The organism is Microbacterium sp. WCS2018Hpa-23 (assembly GCF_031843845.1).
Taxonomy (GTDB): Bacteria; Actinomycetota; Actinomycetes; order Actinomycetales; family Microbacteriaceae; genus Microbacterium.
In genome coordinates this window covers 196,751-211,121 of sequence record NZ_JAVTIZ010000004.1, presented here as the reverse complement: position 1 = coordinate 211,121, position 14,371 = coordinate 196,751, and the positions used below count along the sequence as shown (strand labels likewise).

The following is a 14,371-nucleotide window of genomic DNA, read 5'->3' as shown; positions in this document are numbered from 1 at the left end:
CGAATATGTCATTCCTGGAATACGCTCCGGCACCGGAGTCGAAGGCGGTCCTCAACCTCAAGGACAGCTATGGGCTGTTCATCGACGGCGAGTTCGTCGACGGCTCGGGTCAGAGCTTCACCACCATCTCACCCGCCGACGAGACCCGCATCGCCGAGATCGCGTCCGCGAGCGATGAGGACATCGATCGCGCAGTCGCCGCCGCCCGTCGCGCATACGACAGGACCTGGTCGAAGATGAGCGGTCGTGATCGGGGCAAGTACCTGTTCCGAATCGCCCGCCTCGTGCAGGAGCGGGCTCGTGAGCTCGCGGTCGCCGAGAGCCTCGACAACGGCAAGCCGATCAAGGAGAGCCGCGACGTCGACGTGCCCCTCGTCGCATCCTGGTTCTTCTACTACGCGGGCTGGGCCGACAAGCTCGACCACGCCGGGCTCGGAGCGAACCCGCGCGCGCTCGGCGTCGCCGGGCAGATCATCCCCTGGAACTTCCCGCTGTTGATGCTCGCATGGAAGCTCGCGCCCGCCCTCGCCGCGGGGAACACCGTCGTGCTCAAGCCCGCGGAGACCACGCCGCTCACGGCGCTGATCTTCGCTGAGATCCTGCAGCAGGCCGATCTTCCGGCGGGTGTGGTCAACATCGTCACGGGTGCAGGTGCCTCCGGCGCCGCTCTCGTGCGTCACCCCGATGTCGACAAGGTGGCCTTCACCGGCTCGACCGGGGTCGGCCGTGACATTGCCCGCGCTGTCGCCGGAACGAACAAGAAGCTCACGCTCGAGCTCGGAGGCAAGGCCGCGAACATCGTGTTCGACGACGCGCCCATCGACCAGGCCGTCGAAGGAATCGTCAACGGCATCTTCTTCAACCAGGGGCACGTGTGCTGCGCCGGAAGCCGACTGCTCGTGCAGGAGTCGATCCATGACGAGGTCATCGACCGTCTGAAGAACCGCCTCTCGACCCTGCGTCTCGGCGACCCGCTCGACAAGAACACCGACATCGGTGCGATCAACTCGGCCGCCCAGCTCGCCCGCATCCGGGAGCTCAGCGACATCGGAGAGGCCGAGGGCGCGGAGCGCTGGACGGCGGACTGCGCGATCCCCGACAAGGGATTCTGGTTCGCTCCGACGATCTTCACCGGAGTCGAGGCATCGCATCGCATCGCCCGTGACGAGGTCTTCGGGCCCGTCCTGTCGGTGCTCACGTTCCGCACGCCTGCCGAGGCGATCGCCAAGGCGAACAACACCCCGTACGGTCTCTCCGCGGGCATCTGGTCGGACAAGGGCTCCCGGATCCTGGCGGTCGCCGACCGGCTCCGCGCCGGCGTGATCTGGGCCAACACGTTCAACCGTTTCGACCCGTCGAGCCCGTTCGGCGGTTACAAGGAGTCCGGATACGGCCGTGAGGGCGGACGTCAGGGCCTCACCGCGTACCTGAAGGGGGCTTCGGCATGAGCAAGCGAATGACCGTTCCGAAGACGTACAAGCTGGCCATCGGCGGCGCGTTCCCCCGCAGCGAGTCGGGTCGCACCTACGAGGTGCTCTCGGCGAAGGGGGTGTTCCTGGCGAACGCCGCTCAGGGCTCCCGCAAGGATGCCCGCGATGCCGTCGTCGCCGCCCGCGCAGCCGTCAAGGGCTGGTCGGGGGCGACCGCCTACAACCGCGGACAGGTGCTCTACCGTGTCGCCGAGGTGCTCGAGGGCCGCCGCGCGCAGTTCATCGATGAGATCACCGCACAGGAGGGGGCTTCGGCCTCCGCCGCAGCAGCGCAGGTGGACGAAGCGATCGACCTCTGGGTCTGGTATGCGGGATGGTGCGACAAGTACGCACAGGTCGCCGGCAACGCGAATCCCGTGTCAGGGCCGTACTTCAACATCTCCATCCCCGAGCCGACCGGCGTCGTCGCGATCGTGGCACCCCAGGATTCCGCTCTCCTCGGGCTGGTCTCGGTGGTCGCCCCCGCTCTCGTGGCGGGCAACACGGTCGTCGTGATCGCGAGCGAGCGGCATCCGCTCTCCGCCATCAGCCTCGCCGAGGTGCTCGCGACCAGCGACGTACCGGGGGGAGTGGTGAACGTCCTCACCGGGTCACCGGCCGAGATGGCACCGTGGCTCGCCTCGCACCAGGACGTCAACGCGCTCGACCTCGCCGGCGCCGGCGATCTCGAGTGGATCGACATGCAGATCGCCGCGGCCGACACGCTGAAGCGCGTCCTCGCTCCGGGTGAGGTGGTGGCTTCGCCCGAGCGCATCGGCGCCTTCACCGAGGTCAAGACGGTCTGGCACACCAAGAGCATGGTCTGAGCTGACCTGGAAGGCCCGTCCCGCGCGTCGCTCGGGGCGGGCCTTTCGCGTGCGAGTCGATACGGACTCGAGATGTCCTCCGCCGCGCCAATGCGTCCCGGTGTCGGATGCAGCGGTTAGGCTCAGTAGACGATCTCTGGATCCCCCCTAGGAGGACGCGCATGGCCCGTATCGGTGAAAGCGCTGACCTGTTCAAGTGCTCGTTCTGCGGAAAGAGTCAGAAGCAGGTGCAGCAGCTCATCGCTGGCCCCGGTGTGTACATCTGCGACGAGTGCGTCGAGCTGTGCAACGAGATCATCGAGGAGCGGATGGCGGAGTCCTCCGCCGAGGGCGGTGCAGACTTCGAGCTGCCGAAGCCCCGCGAGATCTTCTCCTTCCTCGAGGAGTACGTGGTGGGTCAGGAGCCCGCGAAGAAGGCTCTCGCCGTCGCGGTCTACAACCACTACAAGCGCATCCGCGCACACGGCACGCTCCAGACGGCCGAGCAGAAGGCCGAGAGCATCGAGATCGCCAAGAGCAACATCCTGCTCATCGGTCCGACCGGCTGCGGCAAGACCTATCTGGCGCAGACGCTCGCAAAGCGCCTCAACGTGCCGTTCGCGGTCGCGGACGCCACCGCGCTGACTGAGGCCGGCTATGTCGGCGAGGACGTCGAGAACATCCTCCTGAAGCTGATCCAGGCGGCGGACTATGACGTCAAGCGCGCCGAGCAGGGCATCATCTACATCGACGAGGTCGACAAGATCGCCCGCAAGGCCGAGAACCCGTCGATCACCCGCGACGTGTCGGGCGAGGGCGTGCAGCAGGCGCTGCTCAAGATCATCGAGGGCACCGTCGCATCCGTGCCGCCTCAGGGCGGGCGCAAGCATCCCCACCAGGAGTTCCTGCAGATCGACACCTCGAACGTGCTGTTCATCGTCGCCGGCGCGTTCGCCGGGCTCGAGGACATCGTCTCGGCGCGCGTCGGCAAGCACGGCATCGGCTTCGGCGCCCCGCTGCACGACAAGGGCAAGGACCTCGATCTGTTCAGTGAGGTGCTCCCCGAGGACCTGCACAAGTTCGGTCTGATCCCCGAGTTCATCGGCCGACTGCCTGTCGTCACCTCGGTGTCGCCTCTCGACCAGGATGCTCTCATCGACATCCTCACCGGTCCTCGCAACGCGCTCGTCAAGCAGTACCAGCGCATGTTCGAGCTCGACGGCGTGCAGCTCGAGTTCGAGGAAGACGCGCTGCGGTCCATCGCCGACCTCGCGGTCGAGCGTAAGACCGGTGCACGCGGACTCCGCGCGATCCTCGAAGACGTGCTCGGTCCGATCATGTTCGAGATCCCCTCCGCCGAAGATGTCGCCAAGGTCATCGTGACGCGCGCGGCCGTCGATGAGGGCGCGCCTCCCACGATCGTGATGGAGCGCAAGCGCAAGAGCGCGTGAGCCCGGCACCCGCGCCCTGGCGGGTCGTCGACAGCGAGATCGTCGTCGCCGACCGCTGGATCCGTGTGCGCGCCGACGACTGCCGTGATGCGGACGATCGTCGGATCGCGCCCTATTACGTGCTCGAGTACGGGGACTGGATCTCACTGCTCGCGCTGGATGCCCACGGCGACGCGATCATCGTCGAGGAGTATCGCCACGGAGCGGGGATCATCGCGATGGGGACGATCGGAGGTGGCGTCGAACCCGGCGAAGCCCCGGTCGCGGCGGCAGCCCGGGAGCTCCGCGAGGAGACGGGCTACGAGCCGGGTGAGATCGTCGACCTCGGGTCGACCTGGGCGAACTTCGGCAACCACACCAACCGCGTGCATCACTTCCTCGCCCGCGACTGCGTCCGCGTCGCCGAACAGGCGCTCGACGACAGCGAGGCGATCGCCGTGCACGTGGTGTCTCTCGATGGTCTCGGCGACCACCTCGCTCAGAGCTATCACCAGCTCACCTGGTACAAGGCGATGGAACAGCTCGACCGCTGAGACGAGGTAAGTCGGGGTGACCCGGCTCAGGCGTCCAGCCCACGACGCTTCAGCAGAGGGGCGATATCCGCGTCGCGGCCGCGGAAGTCGCGGTACGCGTCGAGAGGGTCCTTCGACCCGCCGACCCCGAGAAGGCGCTGGCGGAACCTATCGCCGTTCTCGCGCGTGAGCCCGCCGTTCTCTCGGAACCAGTCGACGGTGTCGGCGTCGAGCACCTCGCTCCAGATGTACGAGTAGTACCCGGCGCTGTAACCGCCTGAGAACACGTGGGCGAAGTAGGTCGACGAATAGCGAGTCGGCACCACCGGGGCGTCGAGACCGATGTCGGCGAGCGCCGCAGCCTCGAAAGCGGCGACGTCGGCGACCTCGGCATCAGGACCCACCCGGTGCCATGCCTGATCGAGCCAGGCGGCCGCGAGGTACTCGCTGGTGTCGTGCCCCTGATTGAAGGTCTCTGTCGCGCGCAGGCGCTCGACGATCGCCGGGTCGAGTGCCTCACCGGTCTCATGGTGCCGGGCATAGTTGTCGAGCACTTCGGGCCAGAGGATCCACATCTCGTTCACCTGGCTGGGGAACTCGACGAAGTCCCGGAAGACATTGGTGCCGGCGAAGTGCGGATACGTCACCACGGCGAACAGTCCGTGCAGCGCGTGACCGAACTCATGGAAGAGCGTGGTGACCTCGTCGAGGGTCAGCAGGGTCGGCTCCCCGTCGCCGGGAAGCGGCACGTTGAGGTTGTTGACCACGACCGGCAGCGTGCCGCGAAGGTGCGACTGGCTCACGATGGGGTTCATCCATGCGCCACCGCGCTTCGAGTCGCGCGTGTAGAGATCGAGCACGTACAGTCCGAGGGCGGTGCCGTCGGCGTTGTGCACCTCGAACACGCGGGCCCCGGGGTGGTAGGCCACCAGGTCGTGCCTTTCGGTGAAGGTGACGCCGTAGAGTCGCGTGGCGGCGAAGAACACGCCGTCCTGCAGCACCCGCTCGGCCTCGAACCACGGGCGGAGGGCGCTCGTGTCGATGTCGTAGCGCGCGGTGCGCACCTTCTCGGTGTAGTACGCCCAATCGTGTGCCTCGACGGGGAAGGGGGCGCTCTCGGTCTCGTCGACGATCGTCTGCAGTTCTTCCCGCTCCGCACGGGCGTTGCGCGCGGCCGGGGTGGCGAGCTCACGCAGCATCCGCTCGACCGCCTCGGGAGTCCCTGCCGTCTCGTCGGCCGTGACGTATGCCGCGTGCGATGCGTAGCCGAGCAGTTCCGCACGCTCTGCGCGGAGCCGCACGATCTCTCGCAGCACCGGACGGTTGTCGTTTCCGTTGTCACGCGATGCGCGCATGCGGGACGCATCCATGATCCGTCGCCGCGCCTCGCGGTCACGCAGCTGCGCGAGATAGGGGTGACCCGTGAACAGGGGTAGCGAGATCAGGAACCTGCCGTCGAGACCGCGCTCCTGGGCCGAGCGAGAGGCGGCGGAGAGTTCACCGGCGCTGAGACCGGCGAGCTCCTCGGCGGAATCGAACACGACGGCCAGGTCGTTGGTGTCGTTCAGCAGGTTGCGTTCGAACGTGTTGTTGAGCGTGGAGAGCTGCTGATTGAGCAGGGTGAGCCGCTCCTTCGCAGCGTCATCGAGGGCGGCGCCCGCGTGCGTCATCTCGCGGTGGTGTCGTTCGACGAGGTAACGCTGCTCGTCGTCGAGGTCGAGATCAGCGAGATATGCGTGCACCTGCTGCACGCGCCAGTACAGGGCACCGTCGAGGGTGATCGCATCCTGATGCGCGGCCATCAGGGGAGCGAGGTGCTCGTCGATCTCCTGGATCTCGGGCGTCGCATCAGCCGAGGTCACCGTGTAGAACGCATGCGCGACTCGGTCGAGCAGGTCTCCGGAGCGCTCGAGCGCGTCGATCGTGTTCTCGAAGGTGGGCATCGAGCGCACCATTGTGATCCGCGAGATCTCGCGGAGGTGCTCATCGAATGCGGCCTCGAACGCGGGAAGGTAATGCTCGGGCCTGATCGCGGCGAAGTCGGGAAGACCGTAGGGGAGCGTGGACGGCTGGAGCAGCGGGTTCGAGGCGTCGGTCATCCTCTGAGCCTAGCCATCACCCGCTGGAGGGCCTCGACGACGAGGCGGACCGACTGCCGCCTCAGATTCTCGGGCCGGGCGAGCACGTCGATCATCCGATGGGTGCTGACTCCTCGCAGGGGGAGCCGGACGATGTCGCGATCGTCGACCGTGCGGGTCGTGTAGCGCGGCAGCATCCCCAGCACTCCGCCCGCGGCGACGACAGCGGCGATCGCCCCGTAGTCGTTGATCCGGTGGCGGATCTCGACCGGGCGGCCGGCTACGGCGGATACCGCGCGCAGCACGTCGTCGGGGGAGTATCCGACACGGCTCGTGACCCACGGGCTGTCGACCACGTCGAAGGATGTCACCTGGCCACGCGCGGCGAGGGGATGGGATGCCGAGACGGCGACGTCGAGCGGTTCCCGCACGAGCGCCAGGCTGCGCACCCCGTCGGTGGGCCAGGGAGGAGAGTGCTCCATGCGATGGGCGAGTACGAGGTCGTAGCGGGCGGTGAGAGCCGGAAAGTCGCTCTGCGCGACATCCTCGTCTGTGAGCTGCACGGTCGGCGGCGCATCCGCGGCGTCGAGTTCTCGGATCAGCGAGCCGAAGAGCGCCTGTCCCACGCTGTGGAATCCGCTGACCCTGACGACGCCGCTACTGCCGCCCTCGAAGTCGTCCAGCGCGCTGCGTGCTGCGGCCATCGCGTCGATCGCCTCGGCGCCGGCCGTGGCGAGCACCTCGCCTGCTGGGGTCAGCGTCAGGCGGCGCCCGTCCCTGCGCGTGAGCGGCGTGCGAAAGCTTCGCTGCAGCGCAGCGAGATGCTGCGATACGGCCGAGGGCGTGACGTGCAGATTCTCGGCGACGGCGGCGACGCTGCCCAGCGCGCCGAGCTCTCTGAGGATCTGCAGCTGATGGAGCTCCATGCTGACAGATTAGCGGTCGCTACATCATCGATGCAGAAGTTCGGGATTGCTCTACATCGTCGCTCGCGATGGGATCGACGTATGAAGGCACTGTTCAAAGCGGAACGCGCAGCCGGTCTCGAGCTCATCGATCGTCCTGAGCCCACAGCGGCGGCCGACGAGGTGGTGATCCGCGTTCTGCGCACGGGGATCTGCGGTACCGACCTCCACATCCGTCGATGGGATGACTGGGCCGCATCTGCGATCGAGGCTCCGCTCATCCCCGGCCACGAGTTCTACGGAGAGGTCGTCGAGGTCGGGCCGCTCGTGCATGACATCGCGGTGGGCGACCGCGTCTCCGGTGAGGGGCACATCGTCTGCGGCACGTGCCGCAACTGCCGGGCGGGGCGCCGGCAGATGTGCATCCGCACGATCGGCCTCGGGCTGCAGCGAGACGGCGCCTTCGCCGAGTTCCTCGCCCTGCCGGCGACCAATGTCTGGGTGCATCACGCCGATGTCACACCGGAGCTCGGCGCGATCTTCGACCCGCTCGGAAACGCCGTGCACACGGCCCTCACCTATCCGCTCGTCGGCGAGGACGTGCTCGTGACGGGATGCGGGCCGATCGGTCTGATGGCGATCGCCGTCGCCCGGCATGCCGGCGCCCGCTTCATCGCGGCGACGGACGTGAGTGCTCCCCGTCTCAAGATGGCGCGTCTGATGGGCGCCGACGAGGTCGTCGACGTGTCGGTGCGCGACATCCGCGATGCCCAGCACTGCCTCGGACTGCGCGAGGGGTTCGACATCGGGTTCGAGATGAGCGGTGCGGCGTCGGCGCTCCCCGCCATGATCGACAACATGAATCACGGCGGTCGGATCGCGATGCTCGGTCTTCCCAGCGCCGGGTTCGACATCGACTGGGGCAAGCTCGTCACCCACATGCTCACGATCAAGGGCATCTACGGACGCGAGATGTTCGAGACCTGGAACGCGATGGGGGCGATGCTGCAGACCAGCGCGACTCTGCGCGACTCGATCGGACGGGTGATCGCCGATGTGATCCCCGCCAGGGATTGGGAACAGGGTTTCGCCGCGGCAGAGTCCGCGGGAACGGGAAAGATCATCCTCGATTGGACGGAGCTGTGATGTACGGGACATTCCGGAAGCATGTGGTGAACGAGCTCGACGGGATCGAGGCTGCGGGCCTCACGAAGCACGAGCGCGGTATCCGTGGACCGCAGAGTGCTGAGATCACGGCGGACGGTGCGGAGGTGCTCAACTTCTGCGCCAACAACTATCTGGGGCTCGCGGACGATCCTCGAATCCTCGAATCGGCGACCACGGCGTTGCAGGAGTGGGGCTACGGGCTCGCCAGTGTCCGCTTCATCTGCGGCACCCAGGAGCAGCACCTGGAGCTGGAGCGGCGACTCGCGGGGTTCCTCGGAACGGATGACGCGATCCTGTACTCCTCGTGCTTCGACGCCAATGGGGGAGTCTTCGAGACGCTGTTCGGCGCCGAGGACGCGATCATCTCGGACGAGCTCAACCACGCGTCGATCATCGACGGGATCCGTCTCTCCAAGGCCCGTCGATTGCGGTATCGAAACCGCGACATGGCGGATCTCGAGGCGCAGCTGAAGGCGGCATCCGATGCCCGTTTCCGAGTGGTCGTCACGGACGGCGTCTTCTCGATGGACGGCTACATCGCACCCCTCGCCGAGATCTGCGACCTCGCGGAGCGCTACGACGCCCTCGTGTTCGTCGACGACTCGCACGCCGTCGGCTTCGTGGGAGAGAACGGGCGGGGCACGCCCGAGTTCTGCGGCGTCGCGGATCGGGTGGACATCTACACGGGCACGTTCGGCAAGGCGCTGGGTGGAGCATCCGGTGGCTACGTCGCCTCGCACGCCGACATCGTCGCTCTGCTGCGTCAGCGCTCCCGCCCGTATCTGTTCTCGAACACGCTCGCGCCCGCGATCGTGGCAGGCACGCTGACCGCTCTCGACCTGGTCGAGGGCTCGGCCGATCTCCGAGCGCGTCTGCGCGACAACGCCGCCCTGTTCCGCGAGCGGATGACGGCGGAGGGGTTCGACCTGCTGCCGGGGGAGCATCCGATCGTCCCGGTCATGTTCGGCGACGCGGCTCTCACGGCGCGAATCGCGACGGAGATGCAGGCGCAGGGCATCTACGTGACCGCGTTCAGCTTTCCCGTCGTTCCCCGCGGACTGGCGCGGATCCGCGTGCAGCTGTCGGCGGCGCACACCATCGAGCAGATCGAACGCTGCGTGGCCGCCTTCGTCACCGCGCGAGCCGCCGTGAGCTGACGAGAGTGCAGACAAAGACTTCTTTGCAAAAGAAAGCTTGCATAGAAGTCTTTGCAAGAGTATCTTTGCATGCATGGCAGACGAAGAGCAGTTGCGACGACTCGATTCCGGGGCGCTCAAGGCCCTGGCTCACCCGCTGCGTGTGCGGATCTTCGATCTGCTCAGCGCGCACGGGCCGCAGACGGCGAGCTCGCTCGCGTCGATGCTGGGGGAGACCTCCGGGTCCACCAGCTACCACCTGCGCACGCTCTCGGCGCATGACCTGATCCACGAGGTCGAGGGGCGAGGCACCGCACGCGAGCGCTGGTGGGAGCTGCCCGAGGGGCGCATCGACATTCCCGGTCCGAGCCAGAGCATGTCGCCCGCGAGCAGGGCAGCGGCGCAGATCGTGTCGTCGGAGTTCTTCCGCCTGCGGCACGAGACCCTGATGTCCTACGTCAACCGGCCGGACACCGAGGTGCCGGAGGGGTGGAAGGACGCGGGCCTGATCGCCACGACCCTCCTCGAGATGACCCCCTCGCAGATGGAGGATCTCAAGGAGGAGCTCATGAAAGTCATCGAGGGTGCCGTCGGGCGATATCGCGGCCAGACCGGGCCGGATGTGCGCCGGGTGTCGATGCGCACCGAGCTCTTCGACCTTCCGGCGACCGGGCCGGTGCTCTCCGACGCCGCCGACTCGAACGAGGAGGAATCATGACCGGCGCGACCATCCGCCTCGTGGCACCGACGCAGGCGGAGCGACAGCTCCTCGGCCTCGCCGATCTCCTCACGGGATTCGTCGAGCGACGCATCACTCGCCGTGCCCAGAAGCGAGCCCTCGCGCTCGACCTCCTGCGGGAGCAGCAGACCAGGCGACAGGATCCCCGCGCGGTCGAGCACATGCTCGCGCAGATCGGGCTCCCTCGGCGCTGAGCCGTTCCGATGACAGCGAAGCCCCCTGCCGCAGGCGCAAGCAGGGGGCTTCGTCTTCAGAGTCGGATCAGTCCTCGAACGGGCGGGCGATCACGTCACCGGAGCCGGTCTGCACGACCTCCCAGCCTGCATCGAGCTCGGCGATCGCGCGGCCCTCGAGCCAGGTGAGCGTCCAGTGCCCGGTGAGACCGCGCGATTCGACCTCGGAGATCGCCGGCCGGAGCGCGGCGGGAACGGACACCGGCGGCTCGGAGCCGGTCGCCCACCGCGTGCCCAGCTGCATCAGGCGCCCTCGACCGGGGCGAGCTCGATAGCGGTGACCGCGAACTCGTCGCCCACGGCGAGTCCCAGCTCTGCGATGCGGCCGACGGCCGACAGATCGGCGGCGGCGGCTCGCAGCGCCTCGTACTTCTCCGCAGGAGCTGTGATCATGGCGCTCGCGACCGGGGTCTTCTGCGATGCCTTCGCCTCGGTCTTCGCCCGACGGATGCTGATCAGAGCCTCGCTGGCCACGGAGAGCACTGCGGGATCGCCCTCGATGCGGAGCGGCTCCGGCCATGCCGCGGTGTGCACCGAGCCCTCCTCGAACCACGACCAGACCTCTTCGGTCGCGAACGAGAGAATCGGTGCGAGCAGACGCAGCAGGGCAGACAACGCCAGACGCAACGCGAGTGCGGCGGATGCCTGCCCCACGTCGTTCTGGTTGTACGCGCGCTCCTTGACGAGCTCGAGGTAGTCGTCGCAGAACGTCCAGAAGAACGCCTCGGTGACTTCGAGCGCCTTCGCCTGGTCGTAGTTCTCGAACGCCCTGGTGGCCTCCGCGATCACCGCGTCGAGGCCGGTGAGCATCGAGGCGTCGAGCGCATGCGTCACCTGCGCGCCCTCGGGCGCGGGGAACGACAGCACGAACTTCGCGGCGTTCAGCACCTTGATCGCCAGGCGGCGTCCGATCTTGACCTGAGTCGGGTTCTGCGGGTCGAATGCGGCGTCCATGCCGAGGCGGCTGGAGGCGGCCCAGTATCGCACCGCATCCGATCCGTGGGTCTCGAGGATGTCTGCCGGCGTTACGACGTTGCCCTTCGACTTCGACATCTTCTTGCGGTCGGGGTCGACGATGAAGCCCGAGATCGCGGCGTTGCGCCACGGCGAACGGCCGTCCTCGAGAGTCGATCGCAGCATGGTCGAGAAGAGCCAGGTGCGGATGATGTCCTGGCCCTGAGGGCGCAGGTCGAACGGGGCCGTGAGGTTCCACAGCTCCTCATCGCGCTGCCATCCACCGGCGAGCTGCGGGGTCAGGGACGACGTGGCCCAGGTGTCGAGGATGTCGGCCTCGGCCTCGAAGCCACCGGCCGCCCCGCGCTGATCCTCGGTGTATCCCGCAGGCACGTCGATCGTCGGGTCGATGGGCAGGGACGCGTGGTCCGGGGCGAGCACCCGGTCGTAATCGCGGTCGCCGTTCTCGTCGAGTCCGTACCAGAGCGGGATCGGCACGCCGAAGAAACGCTGACGGGACACGAGCCAGTCGCCGGTCAGGCCGCCGACCCAGTTCTCATAGCGCACCCGCATGAACTCCGGATGCCAGTCGAGCTCGGTTCCGTGCGCGAGAAGCTCGTCACGGAGTTTCGCGTCGCGGGCGCCGTTGCGGATGTACCACTGCCGCGTCGACACGATCTCGAGCGGACGGTCGCCCTTCTCGAAGAACTTCACCGCGTGGTTGAAGGGCTTGCCGACCGCAGTCATGTCGCCGGTCTCCTGCAGCTTCTCGACGATCGCCTTGCGCGCCGAGAACACGGTCTTGCCGGCGAGCTCGGCCGTGTACCAGTCGATGGCCTCGGGGCTCGCCACAATCGACGGGGCGGTGGGCAGGAAGCGCCCGTCCAGACCGATGGTCGTCATGTTCGGCAGGTCGCCGCCGGTGGTGGTGCGCAGCTCGCGCCACCAGATGATGTCGGTCACGTCGCCGAAGGTGCAGACCATGGCGGCACCCGTGCCCTTGTCGGGCTGTGCGAGGTGGTGTCCGTGGATCTCGATCTCGGCGCCGAAGAAGGGCGTCCGCACCTTCGTCCCGATCAGGTGCTTGTGCGGGCCCTCGGGGTGCGTCACGATCGCGACGCAGGCGGGGAGCAGCTCGGGGCGGGTGGTCTCGATCGTGATCGAGCCCGAACCGTCGGCGAAGGGGAAATCGATCGTGTGGTACGCGGCCTGCTGGTCGCGGTCCTCGAGCTCCGCCTGGGCGATGGCCGAGCGGAAGTCGATGTCCCACAGGGTCGGCGCAAGCGACTGATAGGCCTCGCCGCGCTCGAGGTTGCGCAGGAACGCGAGCTGGCTCTGACGGATCGTGTCGTCGGAGATCGTGCGGTACGTCTGGGTCCAGTCGACCGAGAGGCCGAGCTGGCGGAAGAGAGCCTCGAACTGCTTCTCATCCTCGATGGTCAGGCGCTCGCACAGCTCGATGAAGTTGCGGCGGCTGATCGGCACCTGGTCTGCGGCGCGGCTGGACTTGTTGTCGCCACCCTCGAACGGCGGGGTGAAGTCGGTCTGGTACGGGAGCGTCGGGTCGCAGCGCACGCCGTAGTAGTTCTGCACCCGGCGCTCGGTGGGAAGGCCGTTGTCGTCCCAGCCCATCGGGTAGAACACGTTCTTGCCGCGCATGCGCTCGAAGCGTGCCTTGACGTCGGTGTGCGTGTACGAGAACACGTGACCGATGTGCAGACTGCCGGATGCCGTGGGCGGGGGAGTGTCGATCGAGTACACACCCTCACGGCCGGACTGTGCGGCGCGGAGTCGGTCGAACAGGTAGGTGCCCTGCTCGGACCACGACTCACCCCACTTCGCTTCGAGGCCTTCGAGCACGGGCTTGTCGGGAATGACGGACATGGAGGTCTCCTCGAGCGATGTATGCGGCACTGTGTGAGCGTGCCTGAGTGTGGGTTGTGCCCCACAGTCTAATCGCCCCGAACGTGTGGGGAATCCCTCACTCGCCCCAGACGGCCTTCACGATCGCCGCGGCCTGCTCGTTGGTGACCGAGAGGTTTCCGTAGATCGAGGCCTTCGTCTTGAGGTCTGGACTGATCTCTTGCACGAGCTGGGGGACGTCGACCGACTCTCCGTCGTTTGCCGCGACCGAGAGTTGGATCTGGTCGCTCGGGATGTCGTTGTTCTCAAGGATGATTCGGAGTATCCCGGCGAGGTCATCCGGCGACAGCTCCTGGTCGTCGAGGTCGACACCGACGACCAGATTGAATGTGAAGCCGTCCAGGCCCTTCGACGCGAACGAGTCGGTGATGCCGATCTCCGACTCCACGAGCGCCGCGGGTATCGTCTCAGCGAAATCTCCGCTGGATAGCTCCTTCGTGATGACCCCGCACCCCGCGAGCGCCATTCCCACTGCGGCGATCACACCGATTTCGAGGACGCGCAGCCGGCGTGACGCAGAGCGATCACTCACCCCAGACCGCCTCGACGATCGCCGCGGCCTGGTCGTTCGTGACCTGGATGTCTCCATACGTGCTCGACGAGATCTTCAGGTCGGGCGAGATGCTCTGGACCAGCGCCTCGAGGTCGACGGATTCCTCGTCGCTTCCGTTGACGCCGAGGTCGATCTCGTCGCTGGGTACGTCGTTGTTCTCGAGGATGATCCGAAGGATTCCCGCGAGGTCGTCGGCCGAGGCATCGCCGTGGTCGAGATCGACTCCCACGCTCAGGTAGAAGGTGAAGCCGGAGATCGTCTTCTCGGCATAGGAGTCGGTGATGCCGATGTCGGATGCCTCCAGGGCAGCGGGGATCGTCTCTCCGAAGTCCCCTTCGGAGAGTTCCTTCGTGATGGCCCCGCACCCGCTCAGCGCGACCATCGCGGCGCCGAGGGCGATGACCGTGACTCCGCGGATGAGTCGGGTAAGCCCGGTGGTGCTCAT

At 67.1% G+C, this 14,371-nt stretch carries 14 protein-coding genes; 8 read left to right on the top strand and 6 right to left on the bottom strand.

The window, feature by feature from the left end; all coding sequences use genetic code 11:
* The first annotated feature begins 5 nt into the window (after window positions 1-5).
* The 4 genes from RQG77_RS08515 to RQG77_RS08500 all read left to right on the top strand — a co-directional run bounded on the left by RQG77_RS08515 (window position 6) and on the right by RQG77_RS08500 (window position 4,259).
* Window positions 6-1,448: an aldehyde dehydrogenase family protein gene (locus RQG77_RS08515; protein ID WP_311244338.1), complete on the top strand. Its 1,443-nt coding sequence runs from the start codon at window positions 6-8 to the stop codon at window positions 1,446-1,448.
* Window positions 1,445-2,296: an aldehyde dehydrogenase family protein gene (locus RQG77_RS08510; protein ID WP_311244337.1), complete on the top strand. Its 852-nt coding sequence runs from the start codon at window positions 1,445-1,447 to the stop codon at window positions 2,294-2,296. The genes RQG77_RS08515 and RQG77_RS08510 overlap by 4 nt, the downstream gene beginning before the upstream one ends.
* A gap of 161 nt (window positions 2,297-2,457) precedes the next feature.
* Window positions 2,458-3,726, top strand: a complete 1,269-nt coding sequence (clpX, locus tag RQG77_RS08505) for an ATP-dependent Clp protease ATP-binding subunit ClpX (RefSeq protein ID WP_210098263.1) — start codon at window positions 2,458-2,460, stop codon at window positions 3,724-3,726.
* Complete coding sequence (locus RQG77_RS08500; RefSeq protein WP_311244336.1) at window positions 3,723-4,259, top strand: NUDIX hydrolase; 537 nt, start codon at window positions 3,723-3,725, stop codon at window positions 4,257-4,259. Before clpX ends, RQG77_RS08500 begins: the two co-directional genes overlap by 4 nt.
* Before the next feature lie 26 nt (window positions 4,260-4,285).
* Here the strand turns inward: RQG77_RS08500 and RQG77_RS08495 are convergent, their stop codons facing one another.
* Both RQG77_RS08495 and RQG77_RS08490 read right to left on the bottom strand, forming a co-directional pair.
* Window positions 4,286-6,337 (bottom strand): M3 family metallopeptidase, encoded by a 2,052-nt coding sequence (locus RQG77_RS08495; protein ID WP_311244335.1) that lies wholly within the window; start codon window positions 6,335-6,337, stop codon window positions 4,286-4,288.
* Window positions 6,334-7,242, bottom strand: a complete 909-nt coding sequence (locus RQG77_RS08490) for a LysR family transcriptional regulator (protein ID WP_311244334.1) — start codon at window positions 7,240-7,242, stop codon at window positions 6,334-6,336. The genes RQG77_RS08495 and RQG77_RS08490 overlap by 4 nt, the downstream gene beginning before the upstream one ends.
* An 81-nt stretch (window positions 7,243-7,323) precedes the next feature.
* Here RQG77_RS08490 and tdh point away from each other — a divergent pair, with 81 nt between their 5' ends.
* The 4 genes from tdh (at window position 7,324) to RQG77_RS08470 (ending at window position 10,457) form a co-directional block, all read left to right on the top strand.
* Window positions 7,324-8,367, top strand: coding sequence for an L-threonine 3-dehydrogenase (gene tdh / locus RQG77_RS08485; RefSeq protein WP_311244333.1), 1,044 nt, complete (start codon window positions 7,324-7,326; stop codon window positions 8,365-8,367).
* On the top strand, window positions 8,367-9,545 hold the full coding sequence (locus RQG77_RS08480) for a glycine C-acetyltransferase (protein WP_311244332.1): 1,179 nt from the start codon (window positions 8,367-8,369) through the stop codon (window positions 9,543-9,545). Before tdh ends, RQG77_RS08480 begins: the two co-directional genes overlap by 1 nt.
* Before the next feature lie 73 nt (window positions 9,546-9,618).
* Window positions 9,619-10,242 carry a helix-turn-helix domain-containing protein gene (locus RQG77_RS08475; protein WP_311244331.1) on the top strand — a complete coding sequence of 208 codons (624 nt, stop codon included), beginning with the start codon at window positions 9,619-9,621 and terminating at the stop codon, window positions 10,240-10,242.
* A complete protein-coding gene (locus RQG77_RS08470) occupies window positions 10,239-10,457 on the top strand; it encodes a hypothetical protein (protein ID WP_311244330.1) in 219 nt (72 codons plus the stop codon). The genes RQG77_RS08475 and RQG77_RS08470 overlap by 4 nt, the downstream gene beginning before the upstream one ends.
* Before the next feature lie 67 nt (window positions 10,458-10,524).
* Here the strand turns inward: RQG77_RS08470 and RQG77_RS08465 are convergent, their stop codons facing one another.
* From RQG77_RS08465 to RQG77_RS08450, 4 genes are all read right to left on the bottom strand, one after another.
* Window positions 10,525-10,740: a hypothetical protein gene (locus RQG77_RS08465; RefSeq protein ID WP_311244329.1), complete on the bottom strand. Its 216-nt coding sequence runs from the start codon at window positions 10,738-10,740 to the stop codon at window positions 10,525-10,527.
* Window positions 10,740-13,334 (bottom strand): valine--tRNA ligase, encoded by a 2,595-nt coding sequence (gene valS, locus RQG77_RS08460; protein WP_311244328.1) that lies wholly within the window; start codon window positions 13,332-13,334, stop codon window positions 10,740-10,742. Before valS ends, RQG77_RS08465 begins: the two co-directional genes overlap by 1 nt.
* A 97-nt stretch (window positions 13,335-13,431) precedes the next feature.
* A complete protein-coding gene (locus RQG77_RS08455; RefSeq protein ID WP_311244327.1) occupies window positions 13,432-13,905 on the bottom strand; it encodes a hypothetical protein in 474 nt (157 codons plus the stop codon).
* Entirely contained in the window at window positions 13,898-14,371 is a 474-nt protein-coding gene (locus RQG77_RS08450; RefSeq protein WP_311244326.1) for a hypothetical protein, read from the bottom strand. The genes RQG77_RS08455 and RQG77_RS08450 overlap by 8 nt, the downstream gene beginning before the upstream one ends.

Coding starts and splice junctions, on each gene's coding strand:
- RQG77_RS08475 (WP_311244331.1), top strand. CDS start 9,619: ATGGCAGACGAAGAGCAGTTGCGACGACTCGATTCCGGGGCGCTCAAG.
- RQG77_RS08465 (WP_311244329.1), bottom strand. CDS start 10,740: ATGCAGCTGGGCACGCGGTGGGCGACCGGCTCCGAGCCGCCGGTGTCC.
- RQG77_RS08450 (WP_311244326.1), bottom strand. CDS start 14,371: ATGAGCACCACCGGGCTTACCCGACTCATCCGCGGAGTCACGGTCATC.
- RQG77_RS08490 (WP_311244334.1), bottom strand. CDS start 7,242: ATGGAGCTCCATCAGCTGCAGATCCTCAGAGAGCTCGGCGCGCTGGGC.
- RQG77_RS08515 (WP_311244338.1), top strand. CDS start 6: ATGTCATTCCTGGAATACGCTCCGGCACCGGAGTCGAAGGCGGTCCTC.
- clpX (WP_210098263.1), top strand. CDS start 2,458: ATGGCCCGTATCGGTGAAAGCGCTGACCTGTTCAAGTGCTCGTTCTGC.
- RQG77_RS08470 (WP_311244330.1), top strand. CDS start 10,239: ATGACCGGCGCGACCATCCGCCTCGTGGCACCGACGCAGGCGGAGCGA.
- RQG77_RS08480 (WP_311244332.1), top strand. CDS start 8,367: ATGTACGGGACATTCCGGAAGCATGTGGTGAACGAGCTCGACGGGATC.
- RQG77_RS08510 (WP_311244337.1), top strand. CDS start 1,445: ATGAGCAAGCGAATGACCGTTCCGAAGACGTACAAGCTGGCCATCGGC.
- RQG77_RS08495 (WP_311244335.1), bottom strand. CDS start 6,337: ATGACCGACGCCTCGAACCCGCTGCTCCAGCCGTCCACGCTCCCCTAC.
- tdh (WP_311244333.1), top strand. CDS start 7,324: ATGAAGGCACTGTTCAAAGCGGAACGCGCAGCCGGTCTCGAGCTCATC.
- valS (WP_311244328.1), bottom strand. CDS start 13,334: ATGTCCGTCATTCCCGACAAGCCCGTGCTCGAAGGCCTCGAAGCGAAG.